Annotated in this window: 17 protein-coding genes; 7 read left to right on the forward strand and 10 right to left on the reverse strand. The window is 46.6% G+C overall.

Translation table 11 applies throughout. The features are described from left to right. Positions 1-383: 383 nt before the first annotated feature. The 3 genes from ACYVGR_RS02895 to ACYVGR_RS02905 form a co-directional block, all read right to left on the reverse strand. Positions 384-3,089 (reverse strand): ABC transporter permease, encoded by a 2,706-nt coding sequence (locus ACYVGR_RS02895; RefSeq protein WP_460953781.1) that lies wholly within the window; start codon positions 3,087-3,089, stop codon positions 384-386. A gap of 3 nt (positions 3,090-3,092) precedes the next feature. Continuing rightward, a complete protein-coding gene (locus ACYVGR_RS02900) occupies positions 3,093-3,428 on the reverse strand; it encodes a PadR family transcriptional regulator (protein ID WP_460953782.1) in 336 nt (111 codons plus the stop codon). 463 nt (positions 3,429-3,891) lie between these two features. Next, complete coding sequence (locus ACYVGR_RS02905; protein ID WP_460953783.1) at positions 3,892-4,743, reverse strand: sugar phosphate isomerase/epimerase family protein; 852 nt, start codon at positions 4,741-4,743, stop codon at positions 3,892-3,894. Positions 4,744-5,312: 569 nt separating this feature from the next. Between ACYVGR_RS02905 and ACYVGR_RS02910 the strand changes: the two genes are divergently transcribed. The 3 genes from ACYVGR_RS02910 to ACYVGR_RS02920 all read left to right on the forward strand — a co-directional run bounded on the left by ACYVGR_RS02910 (position 5,313) and on the right by ACYVGR_RS02920 (position 10,788). Then, on the forward strand, positions 5,313-8,150 hold the full coding sequence (locus ACYVGR_RS02910; RefSeq protein ID WP_460953784.1) for a M16 family metallopeptidase: 2,838 nt from the start codon (positions 5,313-5,315) through the stop codon (positions 8,148-8,150). A gap of 172 nt (positions 8,151-8,322) precedes the next feature. Next, on the forward strand, positions 8,323-9,747 hold the full coding sequence (locus ACYVGR_RS02915) for a leucine-rich repeat domain-containing protein (protein ID WP_460953785.1): 1,425 nt from the start codon (positions 8,323-8,325) through the stop codon (positions 9,745-9,747). Between the two features lie 120 nt (positions 9,748-9,867). Next, on the forward strand, positions 9,868-10,788 hold the full coding sequence (locus ACYVGR_RS02920; protein WP_460953786.1) for an EamA family transporter: 921 nt from the start codon (positions 9,868-9,870) through the stop codon (positions 10,786-10,788). Positions 10,789-10,829: 41 nt separating this feature from the next. Here ACYVGR_RS02920 and ACYVGR_RS02925 read toward each other — a convergent pair whose 3' ends face one another. From ACYVGR_RS02925 to ACYVGR_RS02950, 6 genes are all read right to left on the reverse strand, one after another. After that, positions 10,830-11,606: an SDR family NAD(P)-dependent oxidoreductase gene (locus tag ACYVGR_RS02925; RefSeq protein WP_460953787.1), complete on the reverse strand. Its 777-nt coding sequence runs from the start codon at positions 11,604-11,606 to the stop codon at positions 10,830-10,832. Between the two features lie 102 nt (positions 11,607-11,708). After that, positions 11,709-12,542 (reverse strand): hypothetical protein, encoded by an 834-nt coding sequence (locus ACYVGR_RS02930; RefSeq protein WP_460953788.1) that lies wholly within the window; start codon positions 12,540-12,542, stop codon positions 11,709-11,711. Positions 12,543-12,576: 34 nt separating this feature from the next. Beyond that, a complete protein-coding gene (locus tag ACYVGR_RS02935; protein WP_460953789.1) occupies positions 12,577-14,283 on the reverse strand; it encodes an IlvD/Edd family dehydratase in 1,707 nt (568 codons plus the stop codon). A gap of 102 nt (positions 14,284-14,385) precedes the next feature. Next, positions 14,386-17,040, reverse strand: a complete 2,655-nt coding sequence (locus tag ACYVGR_RS02940) for a DUF3857 domain-containing protein (protein ID WP_460953790.1) — start codon at positions 17,038-17,040, stop codon at positions 14,386-14,388. Between the two features lie 157 nt (positions 17,041-17,197). Further along, positions 17,198-17,476 carry an Rdx family protein gene (locus ACYVGR_RS02945; protein ID WP_460953791.1) on the reverse strand — a complete coding sequence of 93 codons (279 nt, stop codon included), beginning with the start codon at positions 17,474-17,476 and terminating at the stop codon, positions 17,198-17,200. A 12-nt stretch (positions 17,477-17,488) separates the two neighbouring features. Further along, positions 17,489-18,340 carry a CvfB family protein gene (locus ACYVGR_RS02950; RefSeq protein WP_460953918.1) on the reverse strand — a complete coding sequence of 284 codons (852 nt, stop codon included), beginning with the start codon at positions 18,338-18,340 and terminating at the stop codon, positions 17,489-17,491. Between the two features lie 333 nt (positions 18,341-18,673). Between ACYVGR_RS02950 and ACYVGR_RS02955 the strand changes: the two genes are divergently transcribed. The 4 genes from ACYVGR_RS02955 (at position 18,674) to ACYVGR_RS02970 (ending at position 22,441) form a co-directional block, all read left to right on the forward strand. Then, complete coding sequence (locus ACYVGR_RS02955) at positions 18,674-19,534, forward strand: lytic transglycosylase domain-containing protein (protein WP_460953792.1); 861 nt, start codon at positions 18,674-18,676, stop codon at positions 19,532-19,534. 170 nt (positions 19,535-19,704) lie between these two features. Beyond that, positions 19,705-20,514, forward strand: a complete 810-nt coding sequence (locus ACYVGR_RS02960; protein WP_460953793.1) for an MlaE family ABC transporter permease — start codon at positions 19,705-19,707, stop codon at positions 20,512-20,514. Between the two features lie 56 nt (positions 20,515-20,570). Continuing rightward, on the forward strand, positions 20,571-21,341 hold the full coding sequence (locus tag ACYVGR_RS02965) for an ABC transporter ATP-binding protein (RefSeq protein ID WP_460953794.1): 771 nt from the start codon (positions 20,571-20,573) through the stop codon (positions 21,339-21,341). A 74-nt stretch (positions 21,342-21,415) separates the two neighbouring features. Further along, positions 21,416-22,441, forward strand: a complete 1,026-nt coding sequence (locus tag ACYVGR_RS02970; protein WP_460953795.1) for an MlaD family protein — start codon at positions 21,416-21,418, stop codon at positions 22,439-22,441. A gap of 150 nt (positions 22,442-22,591) precedes the next feature. Here ACYVGR_RS02970 and ACYVGR_RS02975 read toward each other — a convergent pair whose 3' ends face one another. Then, a complete protein-coding gene (locus tag ACYVGR_RS02975) occupies positions 22,592-23,455 on the reverse strand; it encodes a sigma-70 family RNA polymerase sigma factor (RefSeq protein WP_009282104.1) in 864 nt (287 codons plus the stop codon). Between the last annotated feature and the right edge of the window lies 1 nt (position 23,456).

Genomic DNA, 23,456 nt, shown 5'->3' on the forward strand with positions numbered 1-23,456 from the left:
AATGCTTGCCCACTGAGCAGGTAAAGTGATCGGCTTGAGGATCATAGGGAAAGCCGTCGATTTGGGGCTTGTATTGGCCAAAGGCGGAATACGACTAGGTCAATCGACGGGTTGCTTGTATGGTCATAGAACTGTTTAGTGACCTCATAGACAAAGGTTAGGTCGAGCGTCTCCTTTAACCGACGATAGAAGTTATGCTTAGGGACGCGGCTGGACGGTTGAAAACAAGTGATTTGCTTTTCGATATACTCTTTTCTCCCTTGCATACCTTAAGATACAGAAAAGGCCACTTAAATACCTAAGTAGAGTTGTGCAACAGCCACGCTCCCATGCATCGACGAATACTTGATGCATGGGAGAGGCTCTTGTCGTAACTCGTTGATTTAGTCGCTACGTAAACTTTTTACTGGGTTTATTAAGGCTGCTTTGAGGAGTTGATAACTCACTGTCAGCAAGGTAATCAGTAGCGATCCAGAGCCAACGGCTGCGAAAATCCACCAGCTAATTTCGGTGCGATAGCTATATTTCTGGATCCAACCAGTCAGTAAGTACCAGGCTGTTGGCATGGCAATGGCGAAGGCAATACCCACTAACAGCACAAAGTCTTTGGTCAATAAGTGCCACAGCGTAAACAGGGACGCCCCCAGTACTTTGCGCACACCAATTTCCTTGGTTCGCTGTTCGGCCACAAAGGAGGCTAAGCCAAACAAGCCCAGACAACTGATAAAGATCGCTAAGCTGGCGAAGGCCGCTGCTAGCTTGCCAACCCGTTCTTCTTCAGCGAATTTGGCGGCATATTGCTGATCGACAAAATCGTAATCAAAGGGAACTGAAGGAATGACTTTCTTAAAGACCGTTTCTAGTTTGGGCAGCGCATCGCTGGTTGCCACACTGGGCTTAAGTTTGATGTTGATCCAATTGAGCGGACCACGAAGAAAAAACACGGTCGGGTAAACCGGATCAAACGGCGATCCCATGACCATATCCTGAATGACCCCAATAATCCGGTAAGGCGTTCCATGCCATCGAATCGTTTCACCGATGGGGTGCTGTAAGCCCATAAATCGAGCAGCCGCCTGATTGACTACAAAAGTGGCTGAATCTGTGGCGAAATCCCTTGAGAAATCGCGCCCGGCAACAAACTGCCAACCAACCGTCTTGCCGTATTCGGGGGATACCGTTAGGGTGCCAAAATCCGATTGTTGGGAAGGCGCTTTCCCCGGCCAATCAAACCCGGAATTATTGGACCATAATTCCGTAGCCTGGCTGGCCGACTGCGCCGTTTCCAGGACGACACCAGTGTGGAGGAGTTCCTGGCGCAGCACATCGTATTTGGTGTAGAAATCATTGGAGGCCATACGCACCTGGATCAGCCCTTCACGGGAATAGCCCACAGGGCGGTTTTTGGCATGTTGAATCTGGCGATAAACAATCAGGGTGCCAATGATCAGCGTCACCGATACGGTAAACTGAACCACCACTAATACTTTACGTGGAACACTCGCCAACCGACCCACCCGAAAGGTACCCTTTAAGACGTTGAGTGGTTGAAAACTAGATAAATACAACGCCGGGTAACTCCCCGCCAGTAACCCCGTCATCAGCATGAAGCCGAAGCCCAATAACCAGAAGTAAGGATTGGTCCACAAAATGACCATTTGCTTATCGGCCAGTTCATTAAACCAGCCCAGCCAAAGGGCCACCAGAAAAATGGCGAGTATAAACGACAGCAGGACCACCAGAAAGGATTCACTAAAAAACTGCCCGATGAGCTGCCCTCTTACCGAACCCACCGCTTTGCGGATACCCACTTCTTTCGCCCGTTTTTCGCTTCGGGCAGTGCTCAAATTCATAAAATTGATACTGGCTAACAGCAACACAAACCCACCAATGATACTAAAAAGCCACACATACTGAATCTGCCCACCGGTATTATTGCCTTGCTTGTCAAAGCCTGAGTATAGATGCCACTTGCTCATCGGATGGAGAAAGATCTGGAAATGATAGGCCAACAGCTCTTTGTTATCGCCCAGGTGCTTTACTTTAATATCCCTGATCTTGGCTGAAACCTGGTCAACATCGACATGGGGTTGGAGTTCAGCCCATACCTGAATAAAATTATTCCCCCAGTCTTGTTGTTTAATCCAGGGGTTGGCCGATACGTATAAGTCCCAGGGGGCAAAAAACTGAACTTGATGAAACTCGGTGTTGGCTGGCATATCCTCATAGACACCCGTCACCTTGGCATCCATAGCATTATTGATCTTCACCACCTTGTTCATCGGATCTGTTTCCCCAAACAGCACTTTGGCCGCTGAGGCCGAGACCAGGATTGAATTGGGTTCGGTTAAGGCGGCCCGTGTTCCTTTCAGCATATGAAGGGCTAACATATCGGGCGCACCAGATTCGATAAACAGACCAGTGAGCGAGAACTGATCAGCTCCCACCGTCAGCGAATGGTCCTGGATATGCCATGCCTTTAAAACCCGCTTAAAATCAGAAGGGTATTGGGTCTGTAATTTGGCACCTAATGGATAGGGTAAATTACTGCCCGTCCAGGTTTCGCCATTGGTGGTACCATGTTGAGCGACTTGCACAATGCGGTCGTAATTGTCATAGTATTTATTAAACGAGAGTTCATCCCATACCCAGAGGCCAATCGTGATGGCAACGGCCATCCCTATAGCAAGCCCTGAAATGTTGATGGCAGAATACCCTTTGTATTTGGTAAGGTTGCGCCAGGCGATTTTGAGATAGTTTCGGATCATGTCAGAATTCATTAGTGGTATCGAGGGTTGTTTAACTATAAAAAAGGGGCGGGTGCTAGCGGGTTGCTTCAGGAAAAAGCCCCTCCGCCAGTGAGACAGGCCAGCCACTCGACGCCGTAAGTAATAGGGCCGAATGACCTTCAGGGCTTCCAGACCATACCACCAACGGGCCCGGCGGGAGCCAACTTGGTCAACTCGCTGGGCGAACTGCTCGTGCAGATCTCCCTGTAACTCTTCCAGCAACTCAGCGGGAGTCACCCAGTTGAGCAGGTGGTCGGCCCATCGGGGCGGGGAAGTTGGATTGGGTAAAGGCTTGCTCATGGTTTAGGAAAAGAAAAGGGTAGGTAGAGCCTCCCAAAAGCCCATTCGCAGTTGACGCATCTCCCGTAGCACTTGCTGACCAGCCGCCGTCAGGGTGAATAAGCGTTTACGCCGTCCGCCCCGGGCGAGGGTAGCTCCGCCTAATTCCGAACTAACGAGGCCTTTCTCTTCCAGACGATATAAGACCACATGTACCCCGGTCACAGACGTGGTTCTGTGGGTTCGTTGCTGGAGTTCGTCGGCAATGGTGACGCCATAGGCTCCCGTGGGTTGTTGTTGAAGGAGGGCAACGGCGAGTAAGACCAACTCTTCAAACTCGCCCAGGTAGGTTCGACTCATACCAAACAGGCTAAAAAGGTATATTTCTTTAATACTTGTTGAACAAATAAAATGCCAATTATTTAACTGGCTAATTTTCAGAAATATAGCTTGATGGTAGTTGGATTTATGTCCGAAACCGTACAGAAGGTGTCCGGTAAAAGGTGAATAATGGAGGATTTACGAATAGAATTATACTAGTTTTTTGTCATCCCGATGCCAGGAGGGATCTTCGGCAACTGGTTATTTACCGAAGACCCCTCCTGGCATCGGGATGACAAAAAACAATATTATAAATAAATGATAATCAGCCGATAATTTCAGGTTTTATCCATTATTCACGTTAGTTAGAAAATCTCCATTTCCGGTAGTCATTCTCGTAATTGATATTATCACTGAACATCCGCCTTTTAACGACAAGGTAGAGATTGAGGATTGGAAACGTTTGCGTCAACAACTTCGAACCTCAAACTACAAACTCATTTTATGCTTTTCTCTTCCCTTGTTTCGTTGCGTCGCAAACGCCTTTAAAATATCCGACCGATTCGGCAATTCCCGCGAGCGGATCTTTCATATCTTTTTCGTACTCCAGGCTGCAACAGCCGTCGTATTTTACTTTTCGTAACATACCCACGAATGCAGGTATGTCAATAACACCCCGGCCCAGTTCGCAGGTGGAGCCTGCTTTGGAGGCCGCCGTGACGTTTTTCAGGTGAATATCAAAAATACGTTTGGCGTACTTCTCCAGATCGGCAATCGGGTCATCGCCGTATCGCTTGTCATGACCCATGTCAAAACAAAGGCCCATTCGGGGATCAAGGTCTTTTACGGCGTCATAGACTGATTTCGCATTCGGAAACAATTGAATATCAGGACCGTGATTATGGATTGCATACCGAAAGTTAAATTCCTTCACCTTCTTATCGATATAAGGCAGGTCTTCAGGGTTCGGAATGCCAATAATCATGTTGACGCCTACTCGTTTTGCATAGTCGAAGCCATTGTCGATATCCTGCTTTGTTTTCATATAAATAGGCCCAACTGCATAACCCGTAACTTCCGACTGCTTTAATTTTTCATGAAAAGCGGCAATTTCTTCGGCAGTACTGGCATAAGGGAGATGGAAATCTTTGATACACAGGTAGTGTACACCCGTTTTCCGCATCATGGCCAACGACTCGTCCAGCTTGAAATTAACAAAGCTGAATCCAGCCATACCTAACTTAAACAGGTCATCGTTGGCAGCATACTTGGTATCAATAGCCTTAACAGGATTTAGGCTGGCAAGGGCCATAGAGCCACCTGCGCTTTTCAGGAAGGATCGACGTGAGGTCATTTTAAGGGCGAATAAATGAGATTGATATGTATGATAAAAACGATCTTCCTCCTTTTCTACTGACAAAAAAACGCTCTATTACCCCACCTTTCGCAGCTACATTTACGCTAAGAGGTTATCAGCTTGTCCTCTTATCCAGGCCCCGACTCCTCTGCCGATAGAAGTATGTCAATAGGTTAGTAATGACTTAGTTGGAGACCTATACCCTCGTAAGTATCACATCTACAGACGGTAGCGAATTATCTCACCACTGTTAAAAAAATAAAAAAATCATACATCCTATTCAGTTTCTTTGTAACTATACACCTAGTTCAACTCACCCTATAAATCACATCATTATGTTCATTACCCGTAAGCCAATCCTAGCTAGGCAAGCCCGTTTGTACAACCTAGTTACCTTACCCAGTTGCATCACTAAAGTCGCATCTGTTCGGGATTCGGTGAGTGGCATTTAAAGCAACCGCTCATCCTACTTTTTTGCAAGTCGCTGTAAAACCTGTTGATTGCAACTTTATTTATTCTTATCTATACAAGATTAGTTTTTTCAGTACCCAACTAACTGTTTTTTTATGCGAAATAACCTTATCCCGACTGGGCTAACCCCGACCGGATGGTTTCGAATGGGCACGCTAGCTGCTACATTGGTGGCCGGTAGCCTAACCTTCTCGTCGGCACAGGACAAGGCAGCAGCCGTAACTATTCCAGAAGGTATTACCAAAGGCGCGTCTGTTGAGGGCATCACAGAATACAATCTGAAGAATGGCCTTAAAGTATTGCTGTTCCCTGACCAATCGAAACCAACCGTTACTGTCAATATTACGTATCTGGTTGGTTCCCGGCACGAAGGTCTGGGCGAAACAGGCATGGCTCACTTGCTGGAACACATGGTGTTTAAAGGCTCGACCAAACACACCAATATTCCGCAGGAACTGACCTCTCACGGCGCACGCCCGAACGGCTCCACCTGGCTCGACCGCACAAACTATTTTGAAACTTTTGCTGCTACGGACGAAAACCTGAAATGGGCGCTCGATCTTGAAGCCGACCGGATGATTAACAGTTTCATCAAGAAAAGTGATCTCGAAACCGAATTTTCGGTGGTTCGGAATGAATTCGAAATGCGCGAGAACTCCCCACAAAACGTACTGAATGAGCGCGTTGTCTCATCCGCTTATTTGTGGCACAACTATGGCAAATCGACTATCGGGAACCGCTCCGACCTCGAAAAAGTCCCCATCGAAAACCTACAGGAATTTTACAAAAAATACTACCAGCCCGATAATGCAGTGTTGGTCGTAGCCGGAAAGATCGACGAATCGAAAGTACTTTCCCTCGTTAAAGAGTATTTTGGAGCCATTCCTCGCCCAACGCGGGTGTTGCAACCAACGTACAGTGTCGAACCCATTCAGGATGGAGAGCGCAGCGTAACGCTTCGTCGTGTGGGCGATACGAAAGTAGTTTCGGCCTTATATCACATTATGCCAAGCTCGCACCCCGATTATCCGGCGATGGACGTACTAACCGATCTGCTAACCGATGAGCCTAGTGGCCGACTGTATAAATCGCTGATCGAAACCAAGAAAGCATCGCAGGAGTATGGCTATTCGTTCATGACGAAAGATCCGGGCTATGTATATTTCGCGGCTGAGTTACTGAAAGAAAAATCGCTTGCCGATGCCAAAGCAACCCTACTCGGCACACTCGATTCGGTATCAATCAAAGCACCAACAAAAGAGGAAGTAGACCGGGCTAAAGCCAAGATCCTGAAAGATGTTGAAATTAGCTTTAAAGATGTTGAACGCCTGGGTCGTACACTCAGTGAATACATTGCAACAGGCGACTGGCGCTTAGGTTTCCTCTACCGAGATGCCCTTGAAAAAGTAACGCCTGCCGATGTACAACGGGTGGCTAAATACTATTTCAAACCATCGAACCGTACTGTAGGTGAGTTCATTCCCGAAGCCGCTCCCGATCGTGTTGAAACGCCTGAAGCGCCAAGCATGGAATCGTTAGTGAAAAACTACAAAGGTCGTGCTGTGATTGCCAGTGGTGAAGCATTCGACCCATCACCTGCTAATATTGATGGCCGTACTCGCCGGATTGAGCAACCCAACAGCATTGAACTGGCCCTGTTGCCTAAATCAACCCGTGGTAACGAAGTAAACGCCCGTATGACACTTCGTTACGGCGATCAAAAAAGCCTGATGAATAAGAGCGCCATTTCGGTGTTTACGGCTTCGATGCTCGACCGAGGTACGACAACCCGTACTCGGCAGCAGATCAAAGAAGAGTTCGATAAACTGAAAGCGCAGGTTGGCGTATTTGGCGGAGGAAATCAGGTTAATATCACGATCAAAACGACCAAAGAAAACCTACCCGCCGTTATTCGTATTGTGAGTGATATGCTCAAGCATCCGGCTTTTGATGCCAACGAATTCGAAAAACTGAAGCAGGAACAACTGGCACAGATTGAGTCGCAACGTTCAGAACCACAGAGCCTTGCCTTTACTGCGTTCCAACGCCAGATGACCCCATATCCGAAAGAGGATATCCGGTACACCTCGACCCCAGATGAAGATGTTGCGGATGTAAAGGCGCTGAAACTCGATGAGCTGAAGCAATTCCACAAAGACTTCTATGGTGCTCAGAACGCAACCATGTCGATTGTTGGTGATTTTGATGAAACGCCTGTTCGGAAAGTAATTACCGATGAATTGGGTACCTGGAAAGCGAAGAAACCTTTCAGCCGGTTGGTTTCGACTTATAACGATATCAAGCCAACACCCCAAAGCATCGAAGCGCCCGACAAGGCTAATGCGTTCATGGTGGCAGGTGTAAATATTCCGCTGCGCGATGATGATCCTGATTATCCAGCTCTGGTTCTGGGCAACTACATGCTTGGTGGTGGCTTCCTGAATTCTCGTTTAGCAACTCGTATCCGTCAGAAAGAAGGTATCAGCTACGGCGTTGGTTCACAACTTCAGGCGAATCCATTCGACAAGACAGGTATGTTCATGACCTATGCTATCTACAACCCAGAAAACGCTGAACGGCTGGAAAAGGCCTTCCGTGAAGAAATGGAAAAAGTTGTGAAAGATGGTTTTACGGCCGACGAACTTAAAGCGGCTCGTTCGGGTTTGTTGCAATCCCGAATGGTTTCGCGGGCACAGGATGCAGGCTTATCCAGCACGCTGAACAACTACCTGTACCTGAATCGGACCATGAACTGGGATGCTGATTTCGAAAAGAAATTAGAGAGCGTGACTCCCGAACAGATCAATGCAGCCATGAAAAAGCACATCGACCCATCGAAAATCTCAATCATCCGGGCCGGTGATTTTGCCAAAGCAGCCAAGAAAGCCGCCGAGAAAACCCCGGCTTCGTCGGTGAGTGGCGGTAAGAATTAACTCTGACCGGGATTTATTTGATTTTACTGACTGACCTTGATTTTAGCCTTCGGCTTTTTTAGAAAGCAAAATCATAAAAATCAAAGTCGGTCAGTAAAATCAAATAAATCCCGGTTCTTTTTTGGCGATTCAACTATAAATATCGTTATTCACCTAAATTTTACGTTTTGCTATGAAAAAGTATTTGTTACTCGTATTATTTGGGTTGATAACGCTATCGGGAAAAGCTCAGGTCAACGTTCGGGCTATGAGTGATAGCTCGGTAACTTACAAAACGCTTAGCAAAGAGTACCCTCTGGCTGTTTCGTTCAAGGAGCGGACTACGTTGCGTGATCTGGTATTCCAGAAACTCATGGAAGATTACTGGGGTGACTTCAGACGTTTCCTAAAAAAAAGAAACTTCCGACCCGATAGCTCAATCGTTTGGAACACCGAAGTATTTTTTCGGGCTGATGGCCACGCCGATTGGCTACTGTATCAGTATTCGCAATTTTCGAGGAACACCACACGGCTGCCAAAGGAGAAAGAACAAACGCTAATAGCCTTGCTAACCGAGTACCTTGACCAACATGCTCTTCCAGTTTCATCATCGCTCGTTTGGTCGCCGTTTCGTTTGGGGGGCGGGTTATTTATTTCGGGCCCTTTATCCCGTAAGTCGCCCAAAGGACCGGGGATTATTGGTGATCTGGCCTCGGCAAGCCAGACAACACGCCCCGATACCGTAAAGACCATTTCATTTGGTGGCTTAGAACTCGAACAAGTCCCGGACGTTATTTATCGCTTCACCAATGTTGAAGAAATTAATTTAGGAGGCAACTACTTGACGTCACTGCCCGCCAAAGTAACAGCACTTCCTAAGTTACAACGACTTAACCTGCTATCGAATCGACTAACAGAAGACAGTGTATTCTTTACCCGTAACAAGACTGTAAAATCCATCAACCTACAGAAAAACTCCTTAACTGACGTCCCTGCCAACGTGAAGCAGAACCGCCGACTGGAAAGCCTTTGGCTTGGCAACAACGATTTAGTGAAGCTTGATCTCAACCCGTTGCGCTCACTTCGTCGATTGAATGATTTAAATCTCTATAACGCCGGTCTGACCCAAATTCCCAAAACCATAGGCCGACTGAAGCATGTAAAAGTGCTGGATTTGTATTACAACAAGTTCACTGAATTACCGCGTCAACTTGGGCGAATGAAACGGCTTGAGCAGTTAGCCATCGCTTATAACAACCTGAAAGAGATACCTGTGTCTTTTGCAAAATTGCGTCGGCTACAAGTCTTGTATGCCCATCATAACCACATCAGCCAGTTACCAGTGAAATTTCAACGGCTACAGCACTTACACGTCCTAGACCTGGGGTACAATGAGTTAATTACTGCGCCAAGCGTATTAGGCACTCTATCTGGACTGGAAGAACTTTCATTGAACAATAACAATCTCCAGGATTTTCCGACAGTTTTATTGTCGTTAAAGAACCTTAAGCATGTGTATATGAGTAGCAATCCACTCTGGGGCCGAGAAGCCATGAGTAGCCCATATGCTTCCCAGATTAAGCAGTTAGAAGCCAACAACACAGAAGTAAAATATTAACCAAATAATATTCTGATTAGATTTTTCATAATCTATCTTAGAAAGAGCGAAATATTAGCCTGATAACGGAGACAAATCCAATCTTTTGGTGTTAGGAAAGCGTAGTAAGTACGTATTTCTATGCAAGCCGTTTCGTCTCCTGTTACCAATTCGCCAACCCGCTTTGTTCTGTGGGGGAATTTAATCTCGGTCTATATTTTATGGGGATCAACCTATCTGTTCATTCATTTCATGACCGAACAGATGCCTCCCTTGTACATGGTATCCATGCGTTACCTGGTTGCGGGAGCGCTTTTATATGGCTATGCACGGCTAACGGGTACCCCCGCCCCTACTAGAACCGAATGGAAATCGGCGGGCATCATTGGAATACTATTACTCGCTATTTCAAACGGTTGTCTATCGACAGGATTACAGTACATTCCGAGTGGTATGGCGGCCTTATTAGGGGGCTTACTACCCGTTTATTTGCTTACTCTCAACTGGGTTTCGTTCGGAAAGAAGCGGCCTAGTAATCTGGCTCTGGCGGGTTTGGTTGTGGGGTTAATCGGTATTTATCTGCTTGTCAAACCCGATAAATTACAAGGCACAGGTGGCATTGATGCCAAATTAATTGGAGTAGGATTAGTCGCTGCTGGAAACTTTGTATGGGCCATTGGCACACTCCTAACGCCCCGTCTTTCACTGCCATCGCCCACGATATCAAGCGGTATTCAGATGATTGTTGGCGGACTTGTTTTACTTCCTTTTAGTTTGGTGGTAGAACCCGTTTCGCTTTTCAGCATTTTCGACGCTCCCTCCAAAGCAATTGGGTCAATGATTTACCTGGTGATTTTCGGGAGTATTATTGGGTTCTCTTCTTATTCCTGGCTCGCTCGTAACGCATCTCCCCAATTGCTGTCAACATATGCGTTCGTCAATCCTGTTGTAGCTATGTTGCTGGGCACAACGTTTGCCGGTGAAATCTTCTCAAGCCAGTCATTCGTGGGCGCTATTATTGCCTTAATCGGTGTTATTCTGATTACGCTGGGACGGAAATAATTTTGAATGAGTGACGGGGCCGCCCCGTCACTCATTCAAAATTAAACCGGTGGTGGGCTCACACTCGTCCAGCCGCCATCGACAACCAGACTTTGTCCGGTGATGTGGCGCGATGCGGGTGCCAACAGAAAAAGAGCGGCATTCGTAATATCATCTACGGTTCCTGGACGACCCATTGGCGTAATACGTGACCAGATGGGTACGTAGGTCGGATCATCAAGCGTACGCTCAGTCAAGGTAGCGCCCGGTGCTACCGCATTGACCGTAATACCCAAGGGTGAAAAATCAATAACAAGTTGTTTGGCCAGCATTTCCAAACCCGCTTTTGTCATGCTATACACAGGCAAACCAGGGTGCGCCTGATGCCCTACTACCGACGACATAAACAAAACACTGCCGCCTTTACCCTGCTCCCGCATTTGCTTAGCGGCAGTCTGCGCCAGAAAGAAGCTCCCTCTCAGATTTAGATCGACAATTTTTTGAAAGGCTTCGGGCGTAGTCGTAAAAATATCCCCGAAGATCGTTATGCCTGCGTTGGCAACCGCCAGATCGACCGATCCAAACAGATTAACGGCCTTTTCGACCATCTGTTGAATAAAGATTACATTCGATGCGTCGCCAGGATAGGCTTCACATTGGCCGGAACCTACTGTACTTTCTGCCCGAATCGTTTCAACCGCTTTTTGTGCTGCGTCCTCATCATAATCATTGAGTAGTACATTGGCCCCCTGCCGGACTAAGGCTTTCGCGATGGCGAATCCAATACCAATGCCAGCCCCTGTGATCAGGGCCGTTGTATTGTTAAATACTTGATTCATAGAGCTTATTAATAGGCCGCTAACTACTGCTTCCCTTCTGTTGTAACTTGTAGGATTTTCTTCGTATCCGAACGATACAATAGTTTTATCTGTGTTATTAGCTCATTTATGATTCTTCAGTTCCAAATCAAACGGTGTGTCTGTACGTTTTCGAGGAGCTGCGTCGTAAATCTGGCTTAAAACGGCAAAAAGTTTGGTCATAATGACCGGAGGAAACATGGTTTCAATCGTTTTTTTCTGCCCGTTGAACTGTATCGATAGTTTTTTCAATGGGGCATCACAACATAGGGCAGGCTCCACAATTAATTGACGCAGGTAACAGGTTTGCAAGGCATCGATTACCTTTCGATACAAGCTATCCGGGACTTCCCCAATGAAACAACCTTGTGCTGTCGAGTCTCGCATAAAACTACGGTTCGCGAAAGCCGTGATAATATGGAGTCGAAAGGCCTTTTTATTGGTCAACTCGTACTCATATTTAGGACACGATCCATGACAAAGGCCCGAAGAAAATACAAGCTTCTCAAACCGAATAGTGGTATCAGCCGTGTATTCCTGTCGTTTCAACAAAATCGATTCGCCACCTCCAAAGAAGTCAGACGAGAATTTAGAAACGGGCTTTAATTCGAGCGTATGCTGTTCAAATCGGACAATTTTAAAATCATAACGGTCTATATAGAGTTTTTTAAAATTGGTTGCCGATGACGTATAGCGGTTTTGAAAGCTTAGTGTATCGCCATAAAGCTGAAGTTGAAATGAACTCGACAGTTTTTTTGTCGATAAGAAGTTATTGTTTGAACTGCTGCTTGTATCGTTGATGACCATAGCCTGCATCTCAGGATTTATCCATGTTCCTTTCAGGGCACTAACCTGTCCTGTTGCCTTTGCCACAACGAAAAACAACAAACAACCAAACAGGCGTGCTGATAGCTTCATAGATCAATCTGATAACCGAGCATTGAACAACGTATCAATGCGAATCCCGCTTTACTTCGCTTCCGGAGCCACCTCGCAGGAAATCGAAATCGGCTCCCTGGTGAGCCTGAGTAACGTGCCGAATGTACATATTCACATAACCACGATTATAGCCGAGGTCAAGCGGTTTAAAATGAACCAATCGAGCTGCTAGTTCTTCATCCGAAACGTGCAGATGGAGATTTCGGTTATGTACATCCAATGTAATCAAATCACCATTTTGCACTAAAGCGAGGTTGCCACCAACCGCCGATTCGGGCGATACGTGCAGAACGACTGTTCCGAAACCGGTACCACTCATGCGGCCGTCCGAAATCCGGACCATGTCATGCACTCCCTGTGCCAGAATTTTGGCAGGCAACTGCATATTTCCGACTTCGGGCATACCCGGATAGCCTTTGGGACCAACATTTTTCAGAACTAGTACGCAGGTAGGGTCGACGTCCAGTTCAGGGTCATCGATACGCGCTTTATAATCATCGATATCCTCAAAAACAACAGCCCGGCCTGTATGCTGCATAAGCGCAGGAGATGCTGCGGATGGCTTGATTACGGCCCCATTCAGACAGAGATTACCCCGCAGAACAGCCACCCCAGATTCAGGCTTAAACGGTTGCTCAACCGAAGCAATAACGGCTGGATCATAGCATTGCGCTTCGGCGCAGTTTTCGCCAATCGTATGCCCATTCACCGTTATGGCGTCGTTGTTAAGGTATTGACGCAGTTCACGGATAACGGCGGGTAGACCACCAGCATAGAATAAATCTTCTACAAAATGCTCTCCTGATGGCTGCAAATTGGCCAGCAAAGGAATTTTTGCGGATAACGTATCGAAATCGTCCAGCGATAAATCGACGCCAACCCGTCCGGCAATAGCCGTCAGGTGCAAGATAAAATTGGTGGAGCCGCCGAGAGCGGCATTAATCATAATGGCGTTTTCGAACGCTTGCCGGGTCAGAATCTGCGATGGCTTGACGCCTTCTTTCACCAATTCAACCATGCGGGCACCTGTCATATGTGCCAGCACTTTCCGGCGCGAATCGGCAGCTGGAATAGTTGCATTATCGGGCAACGCTAACCCCAGTGATTCCACCATAGCCGCCATGGTTGAAGCGGTTCCCATTACGGCACAATGCCCTTGCGAACGAGCCATACTAGCCTCAGCGGCAACGAATTCAGCCTGGGTCATTTCGCCCATTTTGAAGGCTTCGGCAAAGCGCCAGAGGTCGCTCGTACCAATTTTCCGTCCCTGGAATCGCCCTGCCAACATCGGCCCACCCGACACGACCATCGTTGGAATATCGACACTACAGGCCCCCATTACGAGCGAGGGCGTCGTTTTGTCGCAACCACACATCAGGATAACACCATCAATTGAATTCCCCCGAATGCTTTCCTCTACATCCATACTGGCCAGGTTACGGAACAGCATCGCTGTGGGCTTAATCTGGCACTCCCCTAAGGACATCACTGGAAATTCCAGTGGAAATCCACCCGCTTCCCAAACACCTCGCTTGATGGCTTCGGCCAGTTCGCGAAAGTGAGCATTACAGGGAGTTAATTCCGACCAGGTGTTGCAGATACCAATAACGGGTTTCCCCTCAAATTCGTGATGTGGGAAACCCTGGTTTTTCATCCAGGCACGATAAATAAAGCCGTCTTTTCCGGTGCGGCCAAACCAGTCTCGGGAGCGTAATGGCATTTTGTTAATCAGTTTGCAATAACTCGTAAATTCCGTCGGGGCAATCAAAAAAGAATTCCTGACAACCAGTCTACCGCTAGTAAAGCTTTCTTTCAGTATTTATTACTCCATAGAAGTTTTAGGATCTATAGCATCTGTTTCGTCTGAATTTGCAATTGATGCTTCGGCTCCAGTATAATGAAGCTCCTTATAATCATTATCTATCAAACGATTCAGATAGGGAGTAACAAAGGTTTGACGTACCCTCGTCGACTTGTTTAAATAGGGAATCCAAATAGCCAGGATGATCATGGACCGCCCAAGCTCCCCATATTCGTGCTCATCAATTTTGATATCAAAAACTTCTCCAAATACCACCGTATCAATTATAAGAACAACGATACGACTTGCCAGAAATACGCTATATAAAAGTGGGAAGGTGCTACGTTTCTGAACAAACAGAATAGCACACAACACGGAGAAACACAACAAGCCCAGATTTAATACTCCCTCAAGATAAACACTTATGTGCAACAAGGCCGTTTTTAGTGTCTCAGCATCTTTCAGTGTAGCCCATGTACTGGCACTCCAATAAATTGGCGTTGTAATGAGTTGATAGGCAAGGATAAATGGGCTAAGCAATACACTAAATGCCATTAACAATAGCCACCCACCAATTGATCTGGGAGTATTTGAATCTGAAGTAGCTAACGGAGAATATTGGTACCAACGCCACCCCATATAAGCAAACCCAAGCAACGTCAGGAGAAAAAATATAACGCTCCCCGGATGAACATGCCCCCGCTGTCCAACTAATTTACCATTGTAGGAGAGCTGATACTCCAACTCTCCTGTAATCTTTTTCACATCGGCCCGATAGGTATCTACAGCTCCAGCTGGCAGATGTTCGGCCAGAGTTTTGTAATGATAATGTAGCCTCAGTGTACTATCTGCGGGGTCATAAAACCGATCAAATGACAATTCATAACCATCTCGTTTTACAGCCCATTGATCGTCTGATGCATTCCAAGCTTCAGGAAGTTCCAGTTGAATGGTATAATCCATTTCAAAGGGAAATGGTAGCGCCAGCGGTTGATGTCGTTTTTCAGCTGTCAGTTGATGAAGATTATCATAAAACGTTCGACCAAACACCCCAAATGTCGCCACGCCCGATGTGCTGTCCATTTCCCAGCTATTCGATAATGAATAACCTTCATAACTCATTAGGGTATTAGACCTGAGGTCATCTTCTATCCGCAGACTATCGAGTAATTCAACCTGATGTCGTTTGTAGTTCCCCTGGTAGAAATCAAGGTACGATTTCTCAAGCGTTGACAAACTAGCTGCTGCCAGTTGTGCCCGCAGATTATCGGCATGGTTGGCAGAATAAATAGACACTACACGAAGTTTACTGAGTGCTTCAGGTGTTCGGGGCGATGGAATGATAAAGGTTTCGGTGACGTCAATAGTGCCACGTTTTGACGAAATCACAGGCTTTAGAGCCATTTCACCTGGTTTCAGAACAAGAGCTGCACCGTAGGATGGCACCCTGAACATGCCATCTGCATTGCCCTGATGTGCAATCGTTGGATCGATCCAATAGGTTACGCCCGAAACCTGCATCCAGACAATAGCGTGGTTAAACACGGTTGGACTGGGTAATGCCTGATTCATCTGTGGGCCAGCATATGTGCTGGTTAGAGCGGGATATGCATCAGTCTGATTTGCCTGAAGCAACGTGCACAAAAGCAACGACTTATCCTTACAATCACCATAGCGTTGATTAATTACTTGCGCCGGATTATGAGGTCGGTGCGAATACTCACCAATTTCTATACCCATGTACCGAACGTCATTCTGGACAAATGCAGTAGCCAATTGTGCGTATGTCAATGCATTGCCTTTCGCCTGGCGTTTCCATTCCGAAATTAATGTTAGCAATGGCGCTGACGCAGGCTGCACTGTATACATCGGCAATGCCCAATTAACAACATCCTGCCAGCTTCCATACTCACTGACCTGAACGTGTGCTTCTCGATCGTTCCATTCGGGCTCATAAGGCTCTTTTAATGGTGACTTTAGATTGTAGGCATCCCATTCATATAGTTTAAGGCCATTCTGGGAAGAAATTTGCGGTTTTGGTGGATTATTCAGACTTCGCAAAGCCAATTTTCTGACAGGGCTTATCAGTAGAACCTGATGCCGATGAGGGAGTAAATCCGCCGAACTAAAATAAAAATCATTGGCGAACCGCCCTCCAAATACAGGGTTCGTCCCGCTAATGGTATAATCATAATCAATTCGGTCACCAGGTCGGACATCGTCGAGGAGCAACGTGGCTATATACGAGTCGTTGTAGATGAATCGATCTCGTTCAGCTTCAATAGGAGCAATTTTGAATGCTCCTGCTTTTAATTTATTAATTGGCTTTCCTCCCCGATACAACGTCACGTTATGGAAAGCCAAACGCTCAAACGCTGGATTAAAATAGACACTGATCTGCGACCCATTCTGAACCCCTTCCGTCGTTTTTATTTCCCGGATCATATGGGAATAATGTGCCTGCAGCTCAACATGTGTCTGCAAATCAACTAAAGCCACATAATAGCCCTCAGTAAACTCTTTTGGGAGTGGGACGCGCCCGCCTGCCTTTACAGGCAGTCTCCAGGCAGGTGCAGGCGCAATATCGACTCGTGGGGTAGCCAGGACAGCTGATGATAGCGTCAAAAGGCCAAACAGGACTAGTAACTGCAGGAAATACTTTATTCGTAAGATCACAGGTGTAGTATAGAAAACAAGGAAAGATACTTGGTGGATTGTTTCCCGAAAAATAGAAAAAAACAGGAGAAAATCCACCCCTTGTTCAAAAGAAGCCTAAAGGAATAAAGTAGTAATTCGCTTCTAGTCTAATGTTGATTAGTAAGCCATCAGAGTATCATTTCCGATCTGAGTGCCCCAGGTCTTTTTCTGGATTTACTACATCCCGAACAAGCTGTTTCAACTCTTTTATTTCCGGGAAACGGCCTTCCACCTTCCGATCAAAAATAACATGCTCGTTGATTCGAATTGAAAAACGGCCACTGAATTCGGAAGGGTGTAATAAAACCCCGTGAATATCGTCAGTAAACGTCGTAAGCAACTCCTGCGCCATCCAGGCCGACCGCAATAACCAGCCGCATTTTGGGCAGTATTCTATACTAACTGTGGGTTTCATTTGCTCGAAAAATTACACCAATCGGATACCGCTTTCCTCCAACACAATTTTTCGCTCCCGGTAGAGTGTCCCGATTGCCTTTTTAAATGTCTTTTTACTCATTTCCAGTGCTTTGTAAATAGCCTCTGGCGAGCTGTTATCATTCAATGGCAGGAAACCATTTTCGGCTTTCAGGGTGGCTAGAATACGCCTGGCATTCGGTTCAACATTGTCAAAGCCCGTTTTTTGCAGGCTCACATCGACCAGACTATCGTCGCGAATGGTTTTGATATAGCCAATCAGTGGGTCGCCGGGCCGGACCGTTCTGAAAATCTCGTTGGCATACACCAACCCTTTGTAGCGATTATTAATAATGACGTTTACGCCCAAATCGGTGGTTTCGTAGGCAAGCAACTGTACTTCATCACCAACTTGCAGATCGCTTACATCAGGATCTAGAAAGCGGGCTACCTTGCTGGATGCCACTAATCGATTGGTGCGCCGGTCGAGATACATAAACACGACGTACCACTGGCCTTTTTCCATAGGACGCGCCTGCTCGCGGTGTGGGACCAGCAAATCTTTCTCTAACCCCCAATCCAGAAAAGCACCAGCACTGGTAACGGCAACGACTTGCAGAGCGGCAAATTCGTCACGTTGTATAGCCGGGGTTAATGTGGTGGCAATGGGCCGATCTTCCGAGTCGGTATAAACGAACACGTCGATATCGTCGTCAACAGCCAGCGTATCAGGCACATATTTATTAGGCAGCAAGATGTCATTATTAAAATCCTGCGTTCGTCTGTCCGACAGGTCTCCCAAAAAGAACCCAACGCTGGTTTCGCGCAAGGCTGTAAGGGTATTTATTCGTCCGATATCAATCATAAGTACTAAAAAACTTCCCGAAGTTAGAGAGCCCATCCCCCTTTCACAAGTTTGTTCGTGCTGATTTCCTGACTTTTCCGACTCAATAATCTGCCGGTCAGCATTTTTCATTGGTCTGACAAGCTTAGTTTGTCACAAAAAATTTGACGAAACGGTGCTCCTTTATACGTTACATGCTTTTTACAAAGAAAGCATTGACCCTCAACCGATTCGAAATCAAATAGATTGAAGTAGCCTTTCTCAGGAAACCAAAATTCAAATATCACATTGATTATCAAGGCACTAATATCAAATTACGGTCGTTATAAACACAGTACCATCCTGAATAGTGTTTTGTTTAAGCGTATTGGATTTTCAGTCTTGATAGCCGCCTTACGTCCGGCTGTCGCTATTGCCGCAAAGTTTATTCCTCTCCATGTTGGCCCTGCTTCGCTCCTCAATCTTGCTAAAAGCAGCATTGTCACGAAATCAGATGCAACGGCATCCAGCCACAATCGGTCGAGTTCGATGTCATTACTAAGGCCACTCGCCAGTGAAGCACCTGATTTGCCCCTGCTCGATGTCGATTTCTGTGGTGAATGTTTACCGCTCGATCAAACTGATGTTGTTGACCGCTGGAAACACGTTTTTACCTTGTTTCGCCCACATGCCAGCGACCTTGGCGATCTCCGTCAACGGGCCAATGTGTTCTTTCCGATTATCAATCCCATTCTTGAGAAATACGGCATCCCGGACGATTTCCGATATGTTCCCCTGGCCGAGAGTGCGCTGCGTCCAAAAGCTGTTTCAAGAGCAGGTGCGGCTGGCTACTGGCAGCTTATGCCCGGCACAGCCCGTGATCTTGGCCTGAAAGTAGGTAAACGGATCGACGAACGATTCAATGTGCAAAAAGCTACGGATGCCGCCTGTCGGTATTTACGGGCGTTATACAATCAACTGGGTTCATGGTCGCTGGTGGCAGCTGCGTATAATGCTGGACCGGGGTTGCTTAAGAATCAGCTAAAACGACATGATCACCGCGACTATTATCGAATGAGTTTACCCCGCGAAACCCGGTATTATCTTTATCGGGTCCTGCTTTACAAAGAAGTAATGTCGCGCCCAAATGACTATTCGTCGTTTCTATCACCAGTTCCTGCTCAGCAAACAGCCTTTCATTTCTGGCGGCATAATGAGTCTCTTCAGGCGGCCTAGCGTCGTTTTTTGAGGAAAATTTGCAGAAAACCTAACTTGGCTAAACTCAACACGTTGGAAAGTTTAGCCAAGTTTTTTTTTTAATTAAAACCACAGCTTTCTAAATCTGTTATGTAAGATACAGCCACTAGGTGCGTATCTTGTCGGCTCTTTCTCCATCCAGCGTTTGAATGCAGTCTGATAATCCAAAATCGACAAATTCGTCATCGGGCCGCGCCGTACTATCTCGGGGGTTCGATAAATTCTTTGTAAACCTGGCCGATGTTTCGGCTTTTGTTGGCCGCTTCTTTCGAGAAGTCGTCTTGCCACCCTATGAATTCAGAGAGATTGTTCAACAATGTTACGAGGTGGGATACCGATCTCTGTTGTTGATTTCTACTACAGGCTTCATCACAGGTATTGTATTCACCAATCAGTCGCGGCCTTCGCTGTCTGAATTTGGCGCTACCTCCTGGCTCCCCAGACTAATTGCCATTGCCATCGTGCGGGCATTAGGCCCACTCGTTACGGCGCTGATTGCAGCCGGAAAGGTAGGGTCGAGTATTGGTGCTGAGCTAGGGTCTATGAACGTAACGGAACAAATCGATGCAATGGAGGTCTCCGGCACCAATCCATTCAAGTTTCTAGTCGTTAGCCGAGTACTCGCTACCTCGATTACGATTCCCATTTTGACGATGTACACTATTTTTGTGGCGCTAATGGGCGCTTACATCAATGTCAACCTGAATGAACAAACCAGTTTTATGTCGTTCATTCAGGAAGTTTTTGGTGCTATATCGTACGTAGACATTTTTGCATCCGTGCTTAAATCAATTGTATTTGGGTTTACAATTGGCATGGTTGGTTGTTATAAAGGCTATCATTCATCGAAAGGCACCGAAGGCGTGGGTAAGGCAGCCAACTCGTCGGTTGTAACGGCCATGTTTCTAGTTTTCATCGAAGAATTGCTCTCACTTCAAATTGTTTCTGCGTTTCGGTAGAAAGGCTAAAACACAGATTCTTGTATTTAATAAAATGTGTAACGATCTGTTACTGTATGAGTAAGGCAAAAGCGAATACCCAACCCGATTCGGTCATCTCTATTCATGGCCTTCGTAAGTCATTTGGCGATTTGCATGTCTTACGGGGTATTGATTTAGAAGTAAAGCGGGGCGAAAACGTAGCAGTACTGGGTCGATCCGGAACAGGAAAGTCTGTCCTGATTAAAATTATGGTTGGCTTACTCAAACCCGATGCGGGTAAAGTGATCGTACTGGGCCAGGATGTTGAAACGCTTCGCGATAAAGAACTCGATGCCTTTCGGCAAAAAGTCGGGTTTTCGTTTCAGAGCAGCGCCTTGTACGATAGTATGAGTATCCGGGAAAACCTGGAATTTCCACTGGTACGAAATGTTCGGAATTTGAGCCGAGCAGAAATCAATGAGGCTGTGGAAAAGGCGTTGGCTGACGTGGGCTTATCGCAGACCATTAACCAGATGCCGTCAGAGTTATCAGGTGGCCAACGGAAACGGATCGGGATTGCCCGAACGCTAATTTTGAAACCAGAAATCATGCTGTATGATGAGCCAACGGCTGGTCTGGACCCGATCACGAGTATTGAAATCAACAATCTGATCAACGATGTGCGCGAACGTTTAGGCGCTACGTCCATCATCATCACCCACGACCTAACCTGTGCGAAAACCACCGGCGACCGTGTGGCTATGTTGTTGGACGGAAAATTTGAGCGAGTTGGTCCGTTCGATGAGGTATTTAGTGATCCGGACGAACGTATTCAGCAATTTTATAATTACAAGTTTGTGAATTGAACACTATACGTCGTTAGTGGTTAGTCATATGGAGAATCTACTATTGGCTGACGGCTAAAGACTTACAACTATTTATGAGTACAGAATCAACTAAGCGATCCGTTGTTGTCGGCATTTTTGTCCTGTTGGGCATTTTAATTTTTGTTGCGGGGGTATTTGTGCTGGGTGGTCAGCAAAAGCGTTTTACTAAAAGTATTCGACTCATTGCTCTTTTCAAGGACGTGGGTGGTTTGAAAGCAGGTAATAACGTCTGGTTTTCCGGGGTTAAAATTGGGACCATCAAACGAATCAGCTTTTATAAGAATGCGCAGGTAGAAGTGGACATGAACATTGAGGAAAGCTCGAAACAGTATATCCGGAAAGATGCCAGCGCCACCATTGGTTCGGATGGGCTGATTGGCAATAAAATCGTCGTAATTTCTGGTGGCACAACCCGCCATCCAGAAGTAGAAGATGGCGATCAGATTCGAACTTCAGAAGCGTTAAGCTCGGACCAAATTATGGCCACCTTGCAGGAGAACAACAATAATCTCCTACGTGTAACCAACGATTTTAAAGAGCTTGTTGGTAATCTCCGCAAAGGCAAAGGCACAGTAGGGGCCGTGCTTACCGATTCATTAGTGGCCGAAAATTTCAAAAAGGCTATGGTTAATCTGGAAAAAGCATCGGATAATACGGTAAAAATAACCGGTTCTGTTTCGCAGTTTGCCGCCCGGCTAAACACCAAAGGAACACTGGCCCACGACTTGGTTAGTGATACAACGGTATTCCGGCGCCTGAGCCGCTCAGCCAGCCGCTTCGAATCGGCAGTTACGGCAGCTGATCAGAGCGTTAGTACCCTACGACAAACGTCCGAAAATTTGGGAAAAGCCTCGGAAAAGCTGAATAATCCCAACAGTCCATTGGGCGTGTTACTCTCCGATCAGGAAACGGCCAGTAATCTTCGTACTACGCTTCGTAATTTAACCCAGAGCACGGTCTTACTCAACGAAGACCTGAAAGCGGCTCAAAATAACTTCCTGCTGCGTGGCTATTTCAAAAAACAGGCAAAAGCTACAGCCAAACAAAAGGCTGATAGCGCAGCTGCTGTAAAGCCTTAGCAACTCCTTTTTTTATACTTATGCAAAGACGGCTATGGCAAGCAAAAATTGCCATAGCTGCTTTTGCTTTTAGAAGCTAATGCCTACTTTCTAAACACAAAAACGGCCCCCACTCGCGCAGGAACCGTTTTGCATAAGCAAACAGGAAGTTTAGCCTAAGTACGTCTTTAACGCCTTTGACCGTGAGGTATGGCGTAGACGACGGATGGCTTTTTCTTTTATCTGCCTAACCCGTTCGCGGGTTAGGTTGAATTTTTCACCGATTTCTTCGAGCGTCATAGCGTGTTCGCCATTTAGACCAAAGTAGAGTGTAATTACATCGGCTTCACGCTGCGTTAGCGTCGAAAGCGCCCGTTGCACTTCTTTCCGTAGCGAATCGTTGATCAGACCCGAATCAGGCTTATCTTCACCGTCATTTTCGAGCACGTCGAGCAGGCTGTTTTCTTCGCCTTGCACAAACGGTGCATCCATCGATACGTGCCGACCCGAAATTTTCAGCGTATCAACAACTTCAGCCGCCGAAATTTCCAGAACAGCCGCCAACTCCTCAGGCGAAGGCTCACGTTCGAACTTCTGCTCTAAATCAGAGAACGTCTTGGAAATTTTATTCAGCGAACCCACCCGGTTCAATGGCAAACGTACAATACGAGACTGTTCGGCCAAAGCCTGCAGAATAGACTGACGGATCCACCAAACGGCGTACGAGATGAATTTAAATCCACGGGTTTCGTCAAAGCGTTGAGCAGCCTTAATCAAACCAAGGTTTCCTTCGTTGATCAAGTCACCCAGCGAGAGACCCTGGTTTTGATACTGCTTGGCAACCGAGACCACAAATCGTAGGTTTGCCTTCGTTAAGCGTTCCAGCGATAATTGATCACCTTCCCGAATTTTCTGGGCCAGCGTTACTTCCTCGTCAGGCGTAAGTAGGTCCACTTTACCAATCTCCTGTAAGTACTTGTCTAACGACTGACTTTCACGGTTGGTAATCTGTTTTGATATTTTTAGCTGTCTCATA

It is taken from the genome of Spirosoma litoris (genome assembly GCF_054776755.1).